The organism is Lelliottia sp. SL45 (assembly GCF_026672535.1).
Classification (GTDB): Bacteria; Pseudomonadota; Gammaproteobacteria; order Enterobacterales; family Enterobacteriaceae; genus Enterobacter; species Enterobacter nimipressuralis.
Map to the genome: position 1 here is coordinate 771634 of NZ_JAPPRH010000001.1, position 19787 is coordinate 791420.

Annotated in this window: 11 protein-coding genes and 2 pseudogenes; 3 read left to right on the forward strand and 10 right to left on the reverse strand. The window is 45.7% G+C overall.

What is annotated here, in order from left to right; translation table 11 throughout:
• Window positions 1-25: 25 nt before the first annotated feature.
• Entirely contained in the window at window positions 26-931 is a 906-nt protein-coding gene (locus OVA10_RS03765; protein ID WP_100778247.1) for an EamA family transporter, read from the reverse strand.
• A gap of 273 nt (window positions 932-1204) precedes the next feature.
• Between OVA10_RS03765 and OVA10_RS03770 the strand changes: the two genes are divergently transcribed.
• From OVA10_RS03770 to OVA10_RS03780, 3 genes are all read left to right on the forward strand, one after another.
• Window positions 1205-2416, forward strand: a complete 1212-nt coding sequence (locus tag OVA10_RS03770) for a tyrosine-type recombinase/integrase (RefSeq protein WP_268195329.1) — start codon at window positions 1205-1207, stop codon at window positions 2414-2416.
• Window positions 2417-2811: 395 nt separating this feature from the next.
• A complete protein-coding gene (locus OVA10_RS03775) occupies window positions 2812-5778 on the forward strand; it encodes a DEAD/DEAH box helicase (RefSeq protein WP_268195331.1) in 2967 nt (988 codons plus the stop codon).
• 103 nt (window positions 5779-5881) lie between these two features.
• Complete coding sequence (locus OVA10_RS03780) at window positions 5882-6913, forward strand: IS110 family transposase (protein WP_264438952.1); 1032 nt, start codon at window positions 5882-5884, stop codon at window positions 6911-6913.
• Between the two features lie 360 nt (window positions 6914-7273).
• Here the strand turns inward: OVA10_RS03780 and OVA10_RS26105 are convergent, their stop codons facing one another.
• The 9 genes and pseudogenes from OVA10_RS26105 to OVA10_RS03820 form a co-directional block, all read right to left on the reverse strand.
• Window positions 7274-7510, reverse strand: coding sequence for a type I-E CRISPR-associated protein Cas5/CasD (locus OVA10_RS26105; RefSeq protein ID WP_442786961.1), 237 nt, complete (start codon window positions 7508-7510; stop codon window positions 7274-7276).
• An 81-nt stretch (window positions 7511-7591) separates the two neighbouring features.
• Complete coding sequence (locus tag OVA10_RS03785; protein ID WP_264438950.1) at window positions 7592-9790, reverse strand: DEAD/DEAH box helicase; 2199 nt, start codon at window positions 9788-9790, stop codon at window positions 7592-7594.
• Complete coding sequence (locus OVA10_RS03790) at window positions 9787-11103, reverse strand: ATP-binding protein (protein ID WP_268195335.1); 1317 nt, start codon at window positions 11101-11103, stop codon at window positions 9787-9789. Before OVA10_RS03790 ends, OVA10_RS03785 begins: the two co-directional genes overlap by 4 nt.
• Window positions 11104-11106: 3 nt before the next feature.
• A complete protein-coding gene (locus tag OVA10_RS03795; RefSeq protein ID WP_264438947.1) occupies window positions 11107-13413 on the reverse strand; it encodes a tellurite resistance TerB family protein in 2307 nt (768 codons plus the stop codon).
• 265 nt (window positions 13414-13678) lie between these two features.
• Window positions 13679-14447, reverse strand: a pseudogene (locus OVA10_RS03800) (IS5 family transposase); the annotation flags it as partial.
• Window positions 14448-14646: 199 nt separating this feature from the next.
• Entirely contained in the window at window positions 14647-16770 is a 2124-nt protein-coding gene (locus OVA10_RS03805) for an ATP-binding cassette domain-containing protein (protein WP_268195337.1), read from the reverse strand.
• Window positions 16763-17845, reverse strand: coding sequence for a HesA/MoeB/ThiF family protein (locus tag OVA10_RS03810; RefSeq protein WP_268195339.1), 1083 nt, complete (start codon window positions 17843-17845; stop codon window positions 16763-16765). Before OVA10_RS03810 ends, OVA10_RS03805 begins: the two co-directional genes overlap by 8 nt.
• Window positions 17838-18962 (reverse strand): ThiF family adenylyltransferase, encoded by a 1125-nt coding sequence (locus OVA10_RS03815; RefSeq protein WP_268195341.1) that lies wholly within the window; start codon window positions 18960-18962, stop codon window positions 17838-17840. The genes OVA10_RS03810 and OVA10_RS03815 overlap by 8 nt, the downstream gene beginning before the upstream one ends.
• Before the next feature lie 436 nt (window positions 18963-19398).
• Window positions 19399-19663, reverse strand: a pseudogene (locus tag OVA10_RS03820) (integrase core domain-containing protein); the annotation flags it as partial.
• Window positions 19664-19787: the final 124 nt, after the last annotated feature.

The following is a 19787-nucleotide window of genomic DNA, read 5'->3' on the forward strand; positions in this document are numbered from 1 at the left end:
CACCCTTTCGGGTGAGGATATCGGGTTACACCGAAGCCTGAACGCGTCTGCGTGAATCCATCGAAATCAGTACTACCGACGACACAATCAACAACGTCCCCAGCCAGTCCGGCAGCGTAAACGCCACCCCTAACAGCAGCACCGACAGCAACGCGCTGCTCAGCGGTTCGGCGCAGCTCAGAATGCTCGCTTTCGGTCCGCCAATCATCTGCGCGCCTTTCAGATACAAGCTGAAGGTCAGCGCGGTGCCGATCACCACCAGATAGAAAAAGGCCAACAGCAGGCTGCCGTCAATCACGAAGGTAGTGCCGCGCCCGGCGTAGAACGGCGTCAGCATCAGCCCTGCCAGCAACATACTCCAGCCGACAATCGGCAGCGTGCCGTAGCGGGCGATAAGCGTTGAGGGATAGGTGGTATAAAACGCGGCGGCGAAGGCCGAGGCGATGCCAAAGAACAGCGCCGCAGGGGAGATCGACAGCGATGTCGGATCGCCGTGCGTCACCAGTAAAAACGTGCCGATCAGGGAGGTCAAAATTGCCGAGAGGACAAATATCCCAGGCCGTTTTTTCCGCGCCAGCGCGAACCACGCCACGATAATGGTCGGGGAGAGAAATTGCAGGACAGTCGCGGTAGCGGCGTTGGATTTTTCAATCGTCAGCAGGAACGTGAGCTGGACCGTGAGCGCGCCAACCAGTGAGAAAATCAGCAGGCTGATGGCGTCTTTGCGATGTTTGATGACCGAGAAAATCTTGTCGCCGTGGACGAAAGAGAGCGTCAGTAAAATCACGCCGGTGAACAGCAGACGAATCATGGTCAGATAAGGCGAGGAAATCTGACTCTTCTCCATAATGTACTGCGCGCAAACCCCTGAACTGCCCCATAACACGGCGGCGATCAGGACATTCAGCATCCCTCTTTTTGTGGAACCCATGTTCTCCCCTGCATGCTCGTTTTTTTCTAGCATATCATGGGAGCAATGCCGGGTGGTGCGGTCTGATGCCCTCGCTCCGCCCTCTCCCAGACAGGGAGGATCCAATCTGGTCTGTTGAATTCAACCCAAATCAACAGACCTCTCTCTTTCTTTTCACTATCGCCTTATTATAAGGCGTCATCACCCGTTTACCTTCCCTGAACGTCAACCGGGCTCTACCGGCATCATGCTGCGTTTGGGGGCCATTTCAGGGGCTATTTTCAGGTTATCTTCATGCCACTTACCGTACGACAAATTGAGTCGGCCAGACCTGCCGACAGGGACTACAAGCTTACCGACGGTCAGGGACTCTACCTGCTTGTCAAAACATCCGGGGCCCGTTACTGGAATCTGAAGTATCGCTTTGCGGGCAAGGAAAAGAAACTGACCATTGGCGTCTACCCGGCCGTTACCCTGGCTCAGGCCCGTCAGCAGCGAGATGAGGCCCGCAGACTCCTTGCCGAAGGAAAAGACCCTTCATATGAAAAGCAGGCCCGCAAACTTGCTCTCCGGGAAAGCGTTGCCAGCACCTTCCGCACACTTGCTGAAGAATGGTTCACGCATATGGCACGCCGATGGACGCCACGCTATCTTGAAGACCAGCGGGCAAGAATCGAAAATCACCTTTTTCCCGTTATCGGGGAGCGTCCGGTGACGGACATCCGCCCCCTGGAGATACTCAACGCCCTGCGGGTTATTGAAACGCAGGGCAAGCTGGAAGCCCTGCGCAAAACCCGTCAGGCCTGTGTTCAGGTATTTGATTACGCCATCGCAACAGGCCGGGCCACCGTCAATCCGGCCTCGGCACTCAGTAGCGTGCTGCTTCCGCCGGAACGCCAGCACCACCGGACGCTGACCGGGGAACAGCTGGGAGACTGCATGCGCGAGATGGAAGCCTCAGAAAACCTGATGGCGCTGGCAACGCGGCTTCTGGCGCTGACGGCCGTGCGCACCGGGGAGCTTCGACTTGCCACCTGGGATGAGTTTGATTTCACCCGTGCTCTGTGGGAAATTCCGAAGGAGAGAATGAAAATGCGCCGGCCGCATATGGTGCCCCTTTCACGCCAGGCGCTGGCATTGCTGGCAGAAATAAAATTACGTACCGCCGCACGTCAGTCCCACTTCGTCCTTCCGGGCGCGCGCCGCAGTGACCAGCCGCGCAGCCGGAAGTGCATCAACGAGTTTCTTCAGCAGGCTGGCTGGCATACCTTCACTACCGCCCACGGATTTCGCCATGCATTCAGCACCCTGGCCCACGACCATGATTTCAGTTCCGCATGGATTGAGCTTCAGCTCGCACATGTGGACAAGAACGCGGTGCGGGGTACCTACAACCATGCGCAGTACCTTGAGGGCAGACGGGAAATGATGCAGTGGTACGCGGATTATCTTGACTCGCTGGCTAACAGGAGCACTACTACTGCTGCATTAACTTCTTTAAACTAAAATAACAGCTTCAATAAGTCACGCCAGGGCAATACAGGCGTGGCTGATTGATATCCTTATTTTTTTTATTACTGGATCGGGGGCTTGCCTCGAGGCATCAGAAATGAGGAATTTTTCAAAGAGTTGTATCCATTAACCATGCCCCGTAGAATATCCTTTCTATATATGCTTTGAGCGAGAAGCGGTCCTTTAGCGTATTTTCTAGATTATCTGGGTCAAGCCTTGCCCAGAAGACAATCTTGTATACAAAAATCTAGCGAGCTAGGAAGTAGCACAATGTAATGTTATGGGTTAGTGTAAGGCGTAATAGGCCACGAAAGTGCATATGGCGACGCTTACGAACCTCTAGTAAAAACCCGTGTTACGTTAAAACTTCGTGAACCAGCGAGGGGAAGATGCCTAATTTTTTCAGGGATTCGAATGGTGCTCTGAATCTAGCCGCACAAAAGTTAGTGCCCAACCAAGGCTTTCGTGCGGGTCAACTTGGTGCCCTGCATGCTGCAATGGCGCATTACTCGGTCTATACCGACCCTGCAATAATTTGCCTTCCGACCGGGTACGGTAAAACATCTGTAATGATGGCACTGCCGTTTCTGGTTCAATCAAAAAGAGTGCTCGTTGTTGAGCCGACTAATGCGCTACGCAAGCAGGTATCATCGCACTTTGCGGAGCTTTCTACCCTAAAGCGTATTGGTGCAATTCCGGCAGATCTTGCAAACCCATCGGTGCTCCGACATGAAGGTAGGCCTAAATCGGAGAAAGATTGGCAGGCCTTAGAGAGCCATGATGTTGTGGTTTCGACCCCAGGTAGTTCATCACCAGCTGTTGCACTTGGCGCCTCGCCAGACTTGTTCGATTTGATCGTATTTGATGAAGCCCATCACGCTCCTGCGAATACATGGGCTGCGTACTTAGAGTACTACACGGAAGCCCGGTTCGTATTTCTGACCGCAACGCCCTTTCGCCGCGATGGCCAGGTAATTCCAGGGAAGCTGGTCTACCGCTACCCGGTAATGAAGGCCGTAGATGAAGGGGCGTTTCATCCCGTCGCCTTCCGAGCTGCGCCTATTCAAAACACGGTTGATGATCATCACATTGACCAGGTCATTGCTGAGACTGCTGTAAACCAACTGCAGCAAGACTTAGCAGCTGGGTATGATCATCGTCTCTTCGTGAGAGCAGCAACGATCAATGCAGCCAGGGATTTGGTTCCAATCTATCAAGCGCTTGGGGCCAATGTTGAAGCAGTAGATAGTAAAATTACCAAGCGTACCCAGGATCGCTGCGAGCAGCGTTTGGTCAGTGGAGAGCTGCAGGGGATAGTGTGTGTGGATATGTTTGGGGAGGGGTACGACTTTCCGAAACTGAAGGTGGCCGCATTACACACACCACATCGTTCATTGGTACCGACAATTCAGTTCATTGGGCGTTTCGCCAGGGTGGATAGCGCAACCGGACAGGCAACATTGATTGCGCCGCTCCCGAGAGTTCTGGAGGCGCCTAGCGCTCTTCTGAAGGAGGGGGTAGATCTTGCGAGTATGATAGATGCTGCAGCACAAGCAGAGATGGCGGGCGATGCTGCTGAGTTAGAAATGGTTGAGCGGCTCAGACTGCGGCGAGTTGCCGAGTCAAACTACGATGGAGTGTCCCCTTTAGCAATTGAGCTCTATGCGCACGTTTGCGTGTTCCGTTGCTGCACACCCCCAATCTTCACTCAGATAAAAGAAACCCTGGGGCGTGATCTGCGAGTAGTGAAGCAATGGGCGTCAGATGATGGAGACCTGACACTAATCCTAACCTCCGACGAAAATCCACCAAATTTCGCCACATCCGATGTGCTTGTAAACATTCGGCATGATGCTTTTCTGCTCTTATACTCTGCGGACTCCCAACTTTGCTATATCGGCTCTACCCGAAGAACAGAAAAGATCTACCTGGGACTGATGGACATGGTTTGCCCTCAGAGTTATCGGTCATTGAGCTATGAGGAAACCAGCCGCGCGCGAGCAGGTTTGGAGGGGGTCCGATTCTTCAATGTTGGACTAAAAAATACGACGTTCAATTCACAAAGCGAAACATACAGAACGTTAACAGGGCCAGCAGCGGAACGTGCGGTAACGGCTGGTGATAGCCGGGCATATGCTCAAGGGCACTTTTTTGGAAGCGGATCGAGCGGGGGAGAAAAAGAGACCATCGGAGCTAGCAGTAGATCGCGTATTTGGAGTAATCAGCGTCTCACTATAGCAGAATTTTACCAGTGGGTCGATCGATTAGATGGTCGACTCGCTGGCAATGCCCCCTTCTCCGAAACACGCCTCGACGTTATTCGATCGGCTACGACGTTGCAGAAGTTACCAGACCTAGTTATTGCAGGGACCTGGCCCAGAGCAGGATTCAAGGCGAATCCGAGGATTAGGATTCGTCATCTTGAGGAACAACGCCCGCTTTATAGCCGCCTCACTGAATGGGAGCTGGCAGACTTTGACTGCAGACCTGCGGAAGCCCAATTGCTCTTCAGCATTCACTCAGAGGAAGCGAGTGCCAATATGCGTTTTTCGCCTCAGGGGCGAATGGTGACATTGCTCGATCAGAATGTGGTTTTGGAGATCGAATCGGCTAGCGATCAATGGATGCCATTAGCTGATTGGTTGAGTGAACACCCGCCGATGTTCTATGCCTCCGATAAATCTACCTTTGAAGGGCTGAATTTAATGCTTGCGCCGCAGTTACAGGCAGTTTCGCTCACAAAAGATGATACACAGGTCATTGGTTGGGACGAATGCGAAATCAGGGTCGAGTTTGTCATCGACAACGACACTGAAAAAGCACGGGAACAGCGCGCAGCGCTAAAGGGTAAAAGGACTGTACAGGAACACCTCGAACAGTACCTGCTTGGCCTCCCTAACGTAGTCGCATTGTTTTACGACCACCGTTCTGGAGAGGCAGCCGACTATATTGCCGTGACCGTGGAGGCCAATGGCGACGTGGACATCGCGTTGTACCACTGTAAAGGAGCAGGAGGTGACCCAAGCGGGGGGCGAGTGGATGATGTGTACGAAGTCGCTGGCCAGTTAGTGAAATCCGTTTTCTATTGCGATGTATCGGTGCTTCTTGCGCATATGGCGGATCGAATGGGTCAACGTTTTAAGTCGCCGTCTAGATTTGTAGTGGGTGATCTGCAAACACTCAAGGATAGACTTGACAACACTCGGGCAACTCAACTTGGATTCACTGTCGTGGGCGTGCAACCAGGGATAAGCAACGATTCAATCGATGCCCACCTTGCAGATCTAATGTCATTCGGAATCTCTTACGCCAAGCAGGGTGGTGCAACAAGAGCCTATTGGTTAGTGAGCAAGTAGTAACTTTGTAAGCGATGAGATGGTCTTCCCCCTCCTTCACGGCAGCACCAATATCCGCCATGATGGATAAACTTTAATCAGAAGAGAAAGTAAGAGGGATACCATGTCTGAAATGAAAATCACCGGCATCGATCTTGCTAAAACGAACTTTTATCTTTTCAGTATCAACGCCTACGGGAAACCAGCTGGAAAGATCAAACTTTCGCGCAGTAACTTACTCAACTGGTTGGCTCAGCAACCGCCCATGACCGTCGCTATGGAAGCGTGTGGGGCATCGCATCACTGGGCCCGGGAGATACAAAAACTCGGCCATATAGCGATATTGCTTCCGGCTCAGCACGTCAGAGCTTATCAGCGACGCCAGAAAAATGATTATAACGATGCACAGGCAATTGCTGAGGCCTGTCAGCATGGAACTATCCGGCCTGTACCCATAAAAACGCTTGACCAGCAGGATATTCAGACGTTTTTAAAAATGCGCCAGCTAATTTCAATGGAGCGGACACAACTGATAAATCATGTACGTGGGCTTCTTGCTGAATACGGTATTGTGCTGAATAAAGGTGCGACAGAACTGCGTCGAGCGCTACCAGCATTACTTGAGGATGCAGAAAATGAGCTCACTGGTACAATGAGAGCACTGCTGCATCGACAGTACATCCGGCTAGTTACGCTGGACGATGAACTGGAATGGTATAATGGCGAGCAGAAAAAATACGTTAACCAAGATCCTGTATGTAAACGGCTGCTAGCTATTCCAGGGTTCGGTCCTCTGGTCAGCCAGGCAATAAAAAGCTGGATGGGTGATGGTAAACAATTTAAGCGAGGAAGAGATGCCTCTGCTGCCTTAGGGTTGGTTCCCCGGCAGTTTAGTACCGGTGGAAAGCAGGTGCTGCTGAGCATAACAAAGTGCGGCAACCAGTATGTCAGATCTATGCTGGTACATGGTGCGAGGGCTGTTCTGTTCAGGGCTGCCGAAAAAACTGACCCGCTCAGTGTATGGGTTAATCGCGTCAGGGAAAAACGAGGTTTTAATCGGGCAGTTGTTGCCCTTGCGAATAAGCTGTTACGGATCTCCTGGGTAATCATCACTCGAAATGAATTGTATTTACCAGTAGTAGTGAAAAATCAGTAATTTATTGTTTTTTTTAGTGCAATCAAAGCTAACCTGAAATTGCGAAGAATGCAGAAACGATGACAAACAGGTCAAACCTGCATGCTGAAAACCTGTGAGCTTTACGAGGCTATTAAAGCCGTGTAAGCGTGAAGGACGGTATGTGCGGATGATTCATCAAGGCCAGAAGCGATTCGCTTCAAAAACAGGCCGGATATACGAAAGCAAACCTGTCACTATCATTATGACTGCCGTCTTGCAATACGGGGGAAGACCATATACGTAAAGCCAGCGCCGTATGTAGCCATTAAGCCAGTACTGGTATATGAGACGACAATAACTCAGTCCGGCGATGGGCGATCAGCTCGAACAGCACACCCATTACGTATGTCGGAAGATCTCTAAAAGTGAATGGTTCGTTTTACCGGGATACTTACAAGGGGGCCAGTGGGGCGTTTTCAGCGCCTGATGGATTTGAACCAGCAGAGACCTGTCACCTTTAAAGCCAACCAGAAATGCGGCACCGCTCAAGTAGTAGCGCGGACTGACAACGGTGCGTTTTATGTCAACCTTGCCAGCCGCGTTAATGATTCCAGTGGCAGTCTGATAATCACGCAATACTACCAGTTACGACATTCTGACATTGCCTTCTGGGATAGGTTCTTAGGGGGAACATCTCTCCCTTATTACGTAACCAGTTTACTGAAGGTGCTGCTTCAACCAAATACAAGTGCCTTCAATGTCATACGCTTTTTCCCCAAATCCCTTCGCAAGAAGGGACTCTGGTAAATACTCGTCATATTTATCCAGGTATTTTTCTGGAACATCTGCCGCAAGATCAAATGCAGAGGGTAAGTCTGACAACAGCATTTTTTTAAGCGCGTGCTGAACGGAAGCCACACTTGAATTATCGATTTCTATAACACCAGCAAATGAATTTGCTTTAAAATCACAGCGTATGAGCAAGGCTGTAATCGTATTGACAACTTTATCCCCCATCCAGGGTATTACATAACAGTGTTGTCCACTCGTAATAAAACACTCATTTTGAAGTTTAAAACGCTGAAAGTTACTACAGCCTTCCGCAAATAGGTTTCTGGCGGCAGTATCGGCATAATCTACTTTCTTACTACCTACTGCTATGCGGTAATCACCTTCCCTATAGATAGCGAGCATTTCCTGACGAACGGCATCATGAACAGACATACCTCCCCCACTAAATTGTGGTGGCTGACCGCCTTTGGTTGCCTCTACATAGATAATTTTTTTCTCTATCTCGATCTCTGTCACTTTCCAGCGCCGCCCACCGAAGATGATGTGTTGGTCTGGTAGCAGTGGGGAGTCCACAGGCACTGTTCCAAGGGTTCTGTTTCCGGTGACAATGCGGAACTCTTCTGGTGTATTGAACACGGCATAAAACGTGTAATGGTTAGTCAGTTTCTCTCCCTCTGCCCCAACAACCATTTCCCCACTAGCAAGTTGAGTGAGCAGGCCACATGCCCCCATATGTTTAAGCAGGTTTTTGAAATCGTTTAAATCTACATTTCTGAACGGCCCTGTCTGGCATAGTTGTGACCAGAGCTGGTCGGCACGAACTCCACCCCATTGTGCGGTAATAGCAAGAATCTGGTGTAGCAGCGTGGAGTAATGCATCTGCCGGGAATCGGCAGGCTCAAACCACTGTTTAGAGATCATCAACCTGATCATTGCCATCGACTGCACCAACTGGAGTCGTAGGTGATCAACGATACTGCTACCCACAGTAAGCTCATTTTCTGTAATTAGCATTCTGAGTACTGATGGGGAGTCGCGTCGCCCAGAACGCCCCATACGCTGGCGCAAACTGGAAACAGAATGCGGAGGCGTAACCTGGATAACCGACTTAACCTTACCGATATCAATTCCCAACTCAAGCGTCATTGTACAAACAGCTGTTGTGGGCAAATTTCCTTTCTGAAGACGAGTTTCAAGCGCCTCCCGCAATTCCTTGGCAAGGGAACCATGGTGGGGAAAGAATTCATCGGGAACAATATGTTCCTCACACATGTCGCTCAGCGTTGCCGCAATGCTTTCAGTGCGCTTTCGGCTGTTTGCAAAGACCAAATGAGAATCGCCACGGCAAAGTCTAAAAATGTCAGCGCAAACGTCATGTTCAGCTGAACTCTGAAGTTCTTCCTCTTTTTGGATCACTCGCTCCAGGTATCCTTTGACCTGTACCTGAAGAGTGGCCGTGCTATTACTATCTGTAATAGTTACGCAGGGGAGTCGTTTGTCCGGGCGCAACATTTCGGGCACTTTCTCCAGTTCCCCCAGCGTGGCACTCAACGCAACGCGGGGAATTGGATTTACCTGGCGACCTAGCACATGGTCAATTCTATTGAGCAGAGAAAGCAGCTGTACACCACGCTCTGAGCCAATAAAAGCATGAAACTCATCAATAACGATGTATGCGACTGAAGAAAACGCCTGTTTGAGCCAGCCCATTGAATTTATTAGCAAAGACTCAAGTGACTCAGGTGTAATCAGTAAAATGCCCGCAGGGTTAGTCCGAACCTTCTTCTTTTTGCTTTGTGGTACATCTCCGTGCCAGGGAGTCACTGGCATTTCCAATGCATCTCCAAGGCTCTCAAGACGACGATACTGATCGTTAATCAATGCCTTCAACGGACTGATATAGACGATGCCAAATCCATTCGTGAGATCTGCAACTGCCGAACAGGCAGGAAGAAAGAAAGCCTCTGTTTTACCCGCTGCTGTACCAGCACTGATTAGCACGTCTCGATCACGGGCTAAAATTGCCGGGATAGAACTCTCCTGCAAGGGCCTTAATGTAGACCACCCCTGCTTGTAAACCCACTTACGGATGCGGGGATCGAGGCTATCGTAGGCACTGCTCATAGTTTGAAGTTCGCCAGTCCGTCGTCGTCAACGCTTTCCTCCGTAGTGGCGTCATCCATATCGCTGGGCCTGTCCTCTTCAATCGCCACACCCTCGATGAGTGTTTGCCAGTTCATCGTTCTGTTTTGTTCCAGCACGGCCAGCATGTCCAGGAAACCTTTTATGGTATTACGAGGGGTACGGAAGTAAGCGTCTCCAATGGTTTTACTACAGTGATGCAGGAATCCAGTCAGTGCCTCATCTGGTACCAGATAATTCTCTGGCTCTCCGCCTGCATAAACATGGCGAAGATTTCTCAGCAAAATATACAGTTCCTCAGGGGTGAGGCTGGCAAGATGCAAAGTGGGGGATGAGTAGTCAATCACCCCTGCTTTTTGCGCGAACCGGTTTTCCGCCAGACGCGACTGGAGCGCCTCATAGCTGTAAAGACCTTTACGCGGATCGAAAAGGAACTCTGGCGTCCCCCCAAGGATAAAACCAATGTTCTCGGCTGAGCCTTGCAGGCAGTCATTCAGGATCCGCAAAATCTGTTCGTAGTTCGCTGTTCTTGCTTGCGTATTATTCAGCTTAAAGAGGTTCACCATTTCGTCGAGGCTGACCAAAAGACCGGCATAGCCTGCCAGGCGGACAAAAAGGCTCATCAGCTTCAAAGAATCATAGAATGAAGCGTCTGAGATAATAGTCCGAACGTCGAGATCGTTACGGGCATCAGTTTTGGTGGTGTACTCTCCCCGCAACCAGCGAATAGCATTGGATTTTAGCGTTTCGTTATCCTGTTCATGCCCGCGCCAGAATGCATCAATGACCTTCGCAAAGTCATATCCACCCACCATATCTGACAGAGCTGCCAGGCGTTTATGAATAACTGATGAAACCTCGGAGCCGTCCGTGTCAGCTTCCTTCCTTGCCTCCGTAACGAACCTTTCAACAACGCTAAGTAACGCATTACCATCCGGCTTGTTTCTGGTGGACATGTTTTTCATAAGCTCTGAATAGAGGTTACGAGCCTGACCTCCCGATGAGTGAATACGTCTGTCAGGAGAAAGGTCAGCACTGACTGACACCAGCTTCTTCTCTAACGCAATAGAGCGCACAACACTCAGAAAGAAAGTTTTACCTGAACCGTACTCACCGATGATAAGTCTGAAGCTTGCCCCACCGTCAGCGATCCTCTCAATATCCTGATGGAGAGCGGTGATCTCATTCACACGGCCAACCTGGATATGCTGAATACCTATCCTTGGTGTTACACCTGACTTAAGTGACTGAATAATAGCGTCGCGTTCTTTCACTCTTATACGTGTTACAGACATTCACTATCCCTCTAATTCTTTGGCAATTTCCAGGTCAACCCAGATATCATCATCGGCATCGTCCAGCACCGGAGCATCAACCACCGCATAGGACCAGTCATTGATCACCTCAAGTGCACCGCCGAGCATCAAATTCAAATTTCCGCACAATTCTGTCGCCTCTTTTCGGGACCACTGTTCTTTCTCCAGCAAACTGCGATAAAGCTGACTATGTGCGGAATCAAGGCCCACCGCCTCCGCTAATGAGACTGGAGCGCTTTCCGGCTCTTCCGGTTCTTCGTCGGTGAAAATTGTGTTCAGCAATTTACGAACATCATCCGTGGCAGATTCGTGGCGGGCAAGTACATTAGCATCCAGTGTGAACCCTGCTGCTGGCTGATCAGTTGGTACAGACGAGACGAGATCATGTTCAGTTGCAGAATGCTGATGTATATTGCTCGAGACAGATGAGGGATCCAGCCCCAAACTTGAATAAATCTTCTCAAGCTGTTTGATTTCGGAAGGCGCTATTGTCCCATCCGAACAGGCAACACTAACGATAACCTTACCCACAGCAGCTTTTTCCGCGGCCCCCATCAACTCAATCCTGCTTTTCATACCTGTCATATTGGCTGGGGTATGAAGCTGCCACGTTAAATACGCATGTAGGGAGCGTTTTTCATCATCGGTGAAGCCAGGATTGTTGTTGATGGCATTCTCAAGCACTTTCTGTTCAGCTTGATCAAGAGAATCGTCAATCAAGGCGACCATCGCCCCTAATCTGAGCGTCATTACGGCTGAGATAAATTCAGGAGAAGGTGAGAAGCGTCCACCTTCGGCGGCAGGGAATAGAACAAGTGTCCCATCAACATCCGCCTTCACATGGTGATAATACGGGTCAGGTGCCAGACCGTAACCCATCTTCAGAGCAAAGGCCTGCATCAAATCGGCCTCTTTTTTATTGATCTTATTGGGGCAACTGGTATTCATATGTGCCCAAAAGTCAGCAACTGAGACTAAACCCTCCTTGACGAGGATCGCCTCATCAGCCCAGCGTTTGAATGAGCTTAATATTTTTTCTGCGCTTTCATTAACGATCTCTGAAGGGAGCAACATAATTGCAGCCGTATCATTGACTGACGTACCTTTCCTACCAAGGTAGCGACTATAAGCATCAAGTTCATCCGTACATATGTCGGCAAGAGCCATAATTTTCTGGACAGGGCTCTTCAACGCACTTGGATCAGGCAGGTCGGGAACAGGAAGTCGAACACCTCGCAAACTAGGACTTGCTGGTGTGTAATCTAACCTTAGGCGCGTTTTATTTGCCTTAACGACCTTCCCTTCACCATATTTGAGGGTGTAACGCCGTTTGAAAAGCGCAGCAAACTCTTTAGCACAGCGGCGAGCCGGGGTACGCAGCGAATACTCGGTATGGTTTATTACCCAGTTCAACGCCAGTTCAGCTGATACAGGAACTCCTTCATGTACAGTTTTTGCCAGAGCCAGCTTAAATTGCATGCTGTTGCTGAAACCTGAATTGCTATCGAGCTCAGTGGCGCCCATGTTCGGGCGCAGAATAGACATGGCTTCGAGTAATTGGGTCGAATATCCACGGAAGGAGCGGTTCTCAATGAATACCGATCTTAACCGAGCGACTTCATTGAACAGATTACGGAACTCATCATCAGGGAATTTTGGGTCAGTGGAATCTATGAGCGCTTTTCTTTCCAGGCCATAGAGGTAGATAAAAACATAGCCGATAGGACACGATGGATCAGACCTATCGCTGGCAAGCCAACTGACATAAGCACCGCGTGCTTCTGGGGAAAGAGATGAAAAACTGGGCCAGTATCCTAATGAACTGTCCTCGTAAAGATAAGAAGTAGGTTTTATCTTAAATGTGTCATCAATTAATGATGCCTCACTTCCATCGTCATAATAGCCGCCTGATTCCTGACCGGAGGGCTTCATACGTTGCCCCACGTAAATGTGACCACCGCTAATTGTTACACCAGCTACAGTTATCATCTCACCCGGAAGTACCCATCGAGCTAGTGCACCTGCGGATTTGGAGGTGTTCCGGTAATGATTGGTTGTCACCCGAACTTCAACACCCCGGCCACCGCTCAATGTAAAAGTTGCAAGGTTATCGTCTTCACTATCATCGTTTCGCACAACCGCCTCTTTTTTCTTGATGTCAGCGAGCCATTCTTTTGGCGGTGCTTTCACAGGGCTTGAAGCATAAGACTTTGGAGACTTACATTTTTTCTTTCTAAAAAACAACAAGTAAATGACTAAAACCGCCGCCAAAAACTTCAATAAATCCATGATATATAACCTTAAAATCATTTTCCATGCACATTTGCAATTTAGTAATGAAGGCATGGCAAGTGGATTAATCTCAAAATAATACGTCTAAATCGCAAGGCTTCAAACCAAAATGCAGTCAAAATTAATTTATAGATTTAAATGAAAATAATTATTGTTTAATCATGTTTTTCAAGCAGAATTTTTGAAAGCATGCGAATGCTTGTGGGTCATACTCTGTCAACGGCGTAATGGCGAAGCAGACGATGAAATACTGTCGGCTAAAAGCACAGGCAAATTGCAACTTAGCCTCGTAATTTCTGTCTTCTTTTCCCATCGGGTCAGGATTCGGCAAAAGCGATTATCCAGCTATGAGTTCTCTTGACGACCCTGCGATGGGCTTTAAAGTTCGTGTCTTTACTCGCGTCAGACTCCGCTTTGCGAGACTGAATATGTGGCTCGTAGCAGCGGCTCTGTAGATATGTTTTCAGCCAGCCTACATCGTAACCTTTGTCCAGGCAGAGTCTGTGTTTTTGTCCCGGACGCACGGTCTGAAGGACATCGAGCGTATCCGCAACCAGCTTGTGTCGTGCGTGTTTGCAGCTGCAACGACCAGCGACAGAGGAAGACCGATGGCGTCAGTCAGCAGGCTACGCTTTACGCCTTGTTTCCCCCTGTCTGTGGGATTACGGCCTGTTTTTTTGTTCCTGACAGTGGCGATTTGGCCATACAGCCGTCCATCGACAGCCATGACCAGTCAATGCCGTCCACATGCTCGCAGGCAAGTAAACCGTTCTGCCAGAAACGCTCGAAGACACCTGCATCACGCCATTCCTGGAAACGCCGGTGTGCAGAACTCGATGAGCATATCCCGGTGGCCTTCAGGGGGTTCCACTGGCAACCGGTCCTTAGGACGAAGAATAAGGCGTCCTGGCGGCACGGTTATCAACGCGTTTCCGGTGCGTACCGAGTGGATGGTAGGTTTTGTGCTCAAGGATAAGCGGTGCCATTTTTTCCCAGCGTTCATCGCTGATCCGCCATTTGCGGCCAGTCATCTTTTCATCTTTTCATCTTTTCATCTTTTCATCTTTTCATCTTTAGAAATTATCAGTTACGACATTCTGACAATCCCTTCTGGGATAGGTTCTAATTAAAAAATCAAATCTTAACTCTTCCAAAGTATCCCCCCTAATATTTCATTAAATTAATACCATGACTACACATGCTAATTAGATAATGTGTTAATTATATTCATCAATTGGACTCAATGATCTTTTGCTCTATAACTCGCCCGCCTTGCTTTCCAGACAAAGGTCCAATTATTACTTTAAAGTCGGCATAGTCATCTGCCTCAGGCCTATGCTCTATAATGACAATTGCATTGAATAATTTAACTTTTTGATATATAAAATTCAACACCTTCGAAGCCGTCTCAGAATCAAGTCCGGCGACAGGTTCATCAATAAACAATATTTTGTTTGTTTTTTTGGGCTTAGAGAGCATTTCACATAGTTTTATTCTACGCATTTCACCACCTGATAGGGACTGCGTTTTTCTATTAAGTTTCAGATGAGATATTCCAAGAGAATGGATAGTTTCAATAATGGTATTAATCTTAGCATTATTAAAAAAAGAGCTTAACTCTTTCAACTCAGTATCATATACATCCATTATATTCATACCATTAATCTGAGTCTTTACTTCATCTATATTATGGTCAAACAGTTTCCCCTCGCATTTATGACATGATATGTAGATATCCTTTTCAAAACCCCTTTCATATTTAATCACGCCCTTACCCTCACAAATTTTACACCCCCCAAGTTTGTTTGGAAGGAAATATTCTACATCTAACTTTGTTGTATTGGAGAAAAATTCCGCAATTAATTTATTCAAATCTGTGATAGTTGCGACAGTAGAACGACCTGTATATGATGACAATTTTTGGCTTATATAAATCGAATCGGTAAGACAACAAATAGCTTTAGCTAAAGATGATTTCCCCGATCCGGAGATGCCAGAAAAAACAGTAACACACTCTTTAGGGATACGTACATTTTGATTAATGATGTTATTTTTATTAAGCCCTTCAAAATAATAGTAACCCGATATATTATTTTTGGGGTTGAGGTTCTTTTGTGACTGAATTTTTTCTTTTTCACAAATTTCCCCACCAGAAGAACCAGCGTATTTACCAACATGGATTTGCTGATCAGCAAGATCTATGAAATACTGTGAGTGCTCTACTAAAATCACTGTATTTTTTTCTGATAATTTTTTTAATTTTTTAAATATGTCTTCAAAATCCACAGGATTAATTTGGGATGATATTTCATCTATAACAATCAGAATACCTGTTGTATTAGATGTTAAAAGCCTGCTGAAAATAAGCTTTTGTATTTCCCCCCCAGAAAGACTGGGAATTGAACGAGACAAATTTAAATATCCCAACCCCATATTATTTATTGAGGATAATACTCTAATTAATACTGAGTCACCTATAATTTTTTTCAAGATGTTATATAATTCAGAGATAGGAGATAGTAAAAAATCATAAAACGTAAATCCTAAAACATCAAGTTGGGCTGTTTCTTGATTAATTCTGCTTCCATTACAAAATGAGCAATTTTGTTCCTTTTTATACTTGGCATTGTTTTGGCTTCGTCCTATATTCGAATTAGCAAAAGACATTACGCCTTTATAAAAAGCCCTTCTTTGCTTAGTTTTTCCTTTGTGTTTAAATCTAAAAGATAATTTCTCAGCGCTTTCTCCATATAGTATTAGGTTTTTCTTCTCAAGTGATAGTGAATAAAAAGTATCATCTACTTTTATATTATTCGTATCACAATAGACCATAAGTAACTGGTGATAATAATCAGATAATTCACCAGTCCGCCAACATAAAAATGGTTTTTGATCTAGTCTACATTTTTCATTAATTAATTCAGATTCATCCACACTTACTATCTCGCCAAGCCCTAAGCAGTGAGGACATTCATTTTTATAATTGTTTATTTTTAATTTATCATAATTAGGTACTGCTACGTATCTTTTGACTTTTAAAGATGACAAAGCTTGAGCTATATTAAGATATGAATATATAGTTGAACGTGGGTTGTTATTTGTATTTCTTTGTGGTAAGGCAACGGCGGGAATTAACCCACTGAAATTTGCAACTTTATAATCACTTTCATTCAAATACCCGTTTTCTACAGCATCAAACTCATCTTTGCATAATTGATAAATTGATGAAAATGCTAAAGAACTTTTTCCTGCACCCGAGCGGCCATAAATAGCGGTTATTGTATTAAATGGTATAGTAACATCTAAATTTTTTAAATTATGGGTGGCTATTCCCTCAAAAAGAATTTTATTCATACTTTCCTCTACACCAATCACATTCTGGATCACGTGGAACATCTTGGACGTTAAAAGATAAACTTCTAAGGCTAAATTCGACTCTTTTATTTTCTTGTTGCAAATATTCTACTTTCCCAGCAAGTAATTTTATAGCGTCTAAGCTTGCAAGGCTTGCAGCCAGACCTGATAGCGGTGCAAATGAACCTAATTTTCGTTTTACCCTGTGCAGTTTCTTCACATTAGCAAGATCTTTGCTATTTATTTTTCCTAAAAATAGATTAAAACAATTAAAACATGCAGACTTAAATGGAATTATTGTCTGACCGATAAGGGTTTGATGAAGATTATATCCCCCACCAACTATATGTGGGATGTTATGAGTCATACTAAAGAGAGCGATTATTTTACTGGTGTAATCCACATTAGGTTCATCAGCGCAGTTTATTATCAAACCTATATCAGAGGGTAAAACATTTCTTTTAAAAAAATCATCATCGATAATGTCATTGATGATGTCAATCTTAATATCTGGAGATATCTTTTTCAAAGAGTTGAGTAGTGCCATATTTTTATCAGAGTTAATATCATCTTCAAAATAAAATTGACGATGTAAATTACTTATATCTACATTATCATGATCTACAAATATTATCGAACCAACATTACAATGAGCAAGATATTTTGCCACATTACTACCGACTGCTCCAATGCCTACTATCATTACTTTTGATTTTTTAAGATTAATTATACATTCTAAAACCTCACTGGTGGTATAACAGTAGTCTTCAAACGTATTGATCATTCGATATTGTTCAGTGACTAGCTCTGCAGGGTATTGGCAATCTTGATCGATAATTATATTGTTTACATTTAAAAACAAAGCTAATTTTTCAAGTTGTTGAATATCGATTACTGAGTAACTGTCTACAATTTCCTGTAGCGAAGTTCGCCCATCAAACATTTTTAAGAGTTGAACTATATTTGGAAAGTTGATTTTTATTTTTATACTTTTTCTAATATTTGATTTAAAAAACTCTACAATATCATCATGTACGACGATACCAATACTTTGCCGAAGTCTAAATTTATTCATTACAGATTTTGCATCCACTTTGTTTTACCAATTCAAAATTAGTCATTTTACCTTCGTTTGGAAGGTATTCATACCGATTATTTACATACGAAAATGCTGAATCATTCAACAGGAAGTGAACTATTTTCATGCAAGATAGGTTAGCTGAAAAACCATTCATCATTGCTAATCCTCCGGGGCCACCGGGAATATAATTATCATATATAGATTTTGAGAGTTCTAGCTGAGGATTATTGACTATGCTATATACAGGATTCCATCCTTTTAATGCATTTGAAAACGTATTTTGTGCACAATCTATACAGGGGGTATGTGGAGGGAATATTAATTCCCCTGAACTCATTAAGTGAGCATCAAATCCACCTGATACATACAGTGGAATGGCTCTTGCTTGAGCATATCGACCAAGCTTTAAAGAAGTATGACCTATATAAGGCTCATCACAAGTATTAATAATCAGATCTGTATCATCAGGAATAATAGAGGATAGATTAGTAGTAGGTATAAGTTTGTCAAAATATTTTGTTATTGTTACTCTACTATCGATCGAACTCAAGAATTCTGACAGGACATCTACCTTTGGTTTTCCGAGGTTCTCATAGTTATAATAAAAATGTCTTGCTGCATGTGACTTTGATAGGGATTTATAATCAACCAAAACTATATTTTTAATGCCTGCACGGACAAGTATTTCTATAATCCCCCCCCCTACAGCTCCGCACCCAAATAAAACAACATTTTTGCCCTCTAACATATATTGAGTTTCTATACCTGGTCGTTCAAGAACAAAATCGTCCCAAAAAGTAATTTGTCGTGAAAAACGAGGTTCAATATCACAAATGTTATTTATATCATAAATAAAATTTTGATTGAGCAGAAAAGTAATCAGTTTATCAACATCTTTTGAGCGCAGGGATCCCATTTCAGTAATTATATCATTTATAGTTTTCATACCATCAAGGCTGGCAATAAATCGAGCGACATTTGTATTAGTTTTTATTTCTAATCTATCACGCGTTGTCATCACATGAAATGTGAGTGTGATATTATCAGTGTGTTCTTCGTTCGATATAAAGATATCTACAGTTTCTTTTATTTTATATTTTTTTGATTCCATTGTATATTCCTAATAAAATCGCCCGTTAAGGGCGATTTTGAATTTAGATTAATATTGGAGAACGCCGGCATTAACCTCCAAGTATTTTTCCCAAGCATCTAAATTCGACGCTGAGTTTTGCTCATCGTTACCAGCTCTTGTGCATACACGAGTGCAACAGTCGCTACGCTCTCCAGAGCACCCACCCGTATAGTTGGCGGTAGCATTGGTATTGCTGACGACTTCAAATGTTAAATCTAAACACTGCATATCAGGTCCTTTGTAAATCAATTAATTAGCAATGTAAGCATTTCTTTGATATAGCTCAATTTTAAGAGAAAACTTACCCATCATGATGATTAAATCACAAAACTTATGTTAGTGGAAATGGTGCGTATGATCTTGACCAGCCATCTCCGGACAGCTTTTTTAGCTTAAGTTAACGCTGCCTCCGGTATTACCTTAGGGAGTGATATCCCAGCGCGCTGTGCGGGTGGTTTTCATTTTAATGCGTGAACGCTGCTGCATGCTTTTTGCAGTGCTGTTCTCACATCCGGTTTTGGCATGAACGCGATATAGTCCTCCTTCATCGTCTTCACGAACCGCTCGGCCATGCCATTACTCTGCGGGCTGCTCACCGCTGTTGTGCAGGGCTCCAGATTCAGCTCTCTGGCGAACCTCCGCGTTTCATGCGCGGTATACGCTGAACCGTTATCCGTCAGCACCACACCGGTCGCCACCGCCTGGATGGTTTTGCCGGCAAGTTCAACGGCGTGCTCACCACGCGAGCGGGCCAGACGGAAGGCAAAACGACGAAATCCCTGTGCAACACGTTCCCCGAAGAAA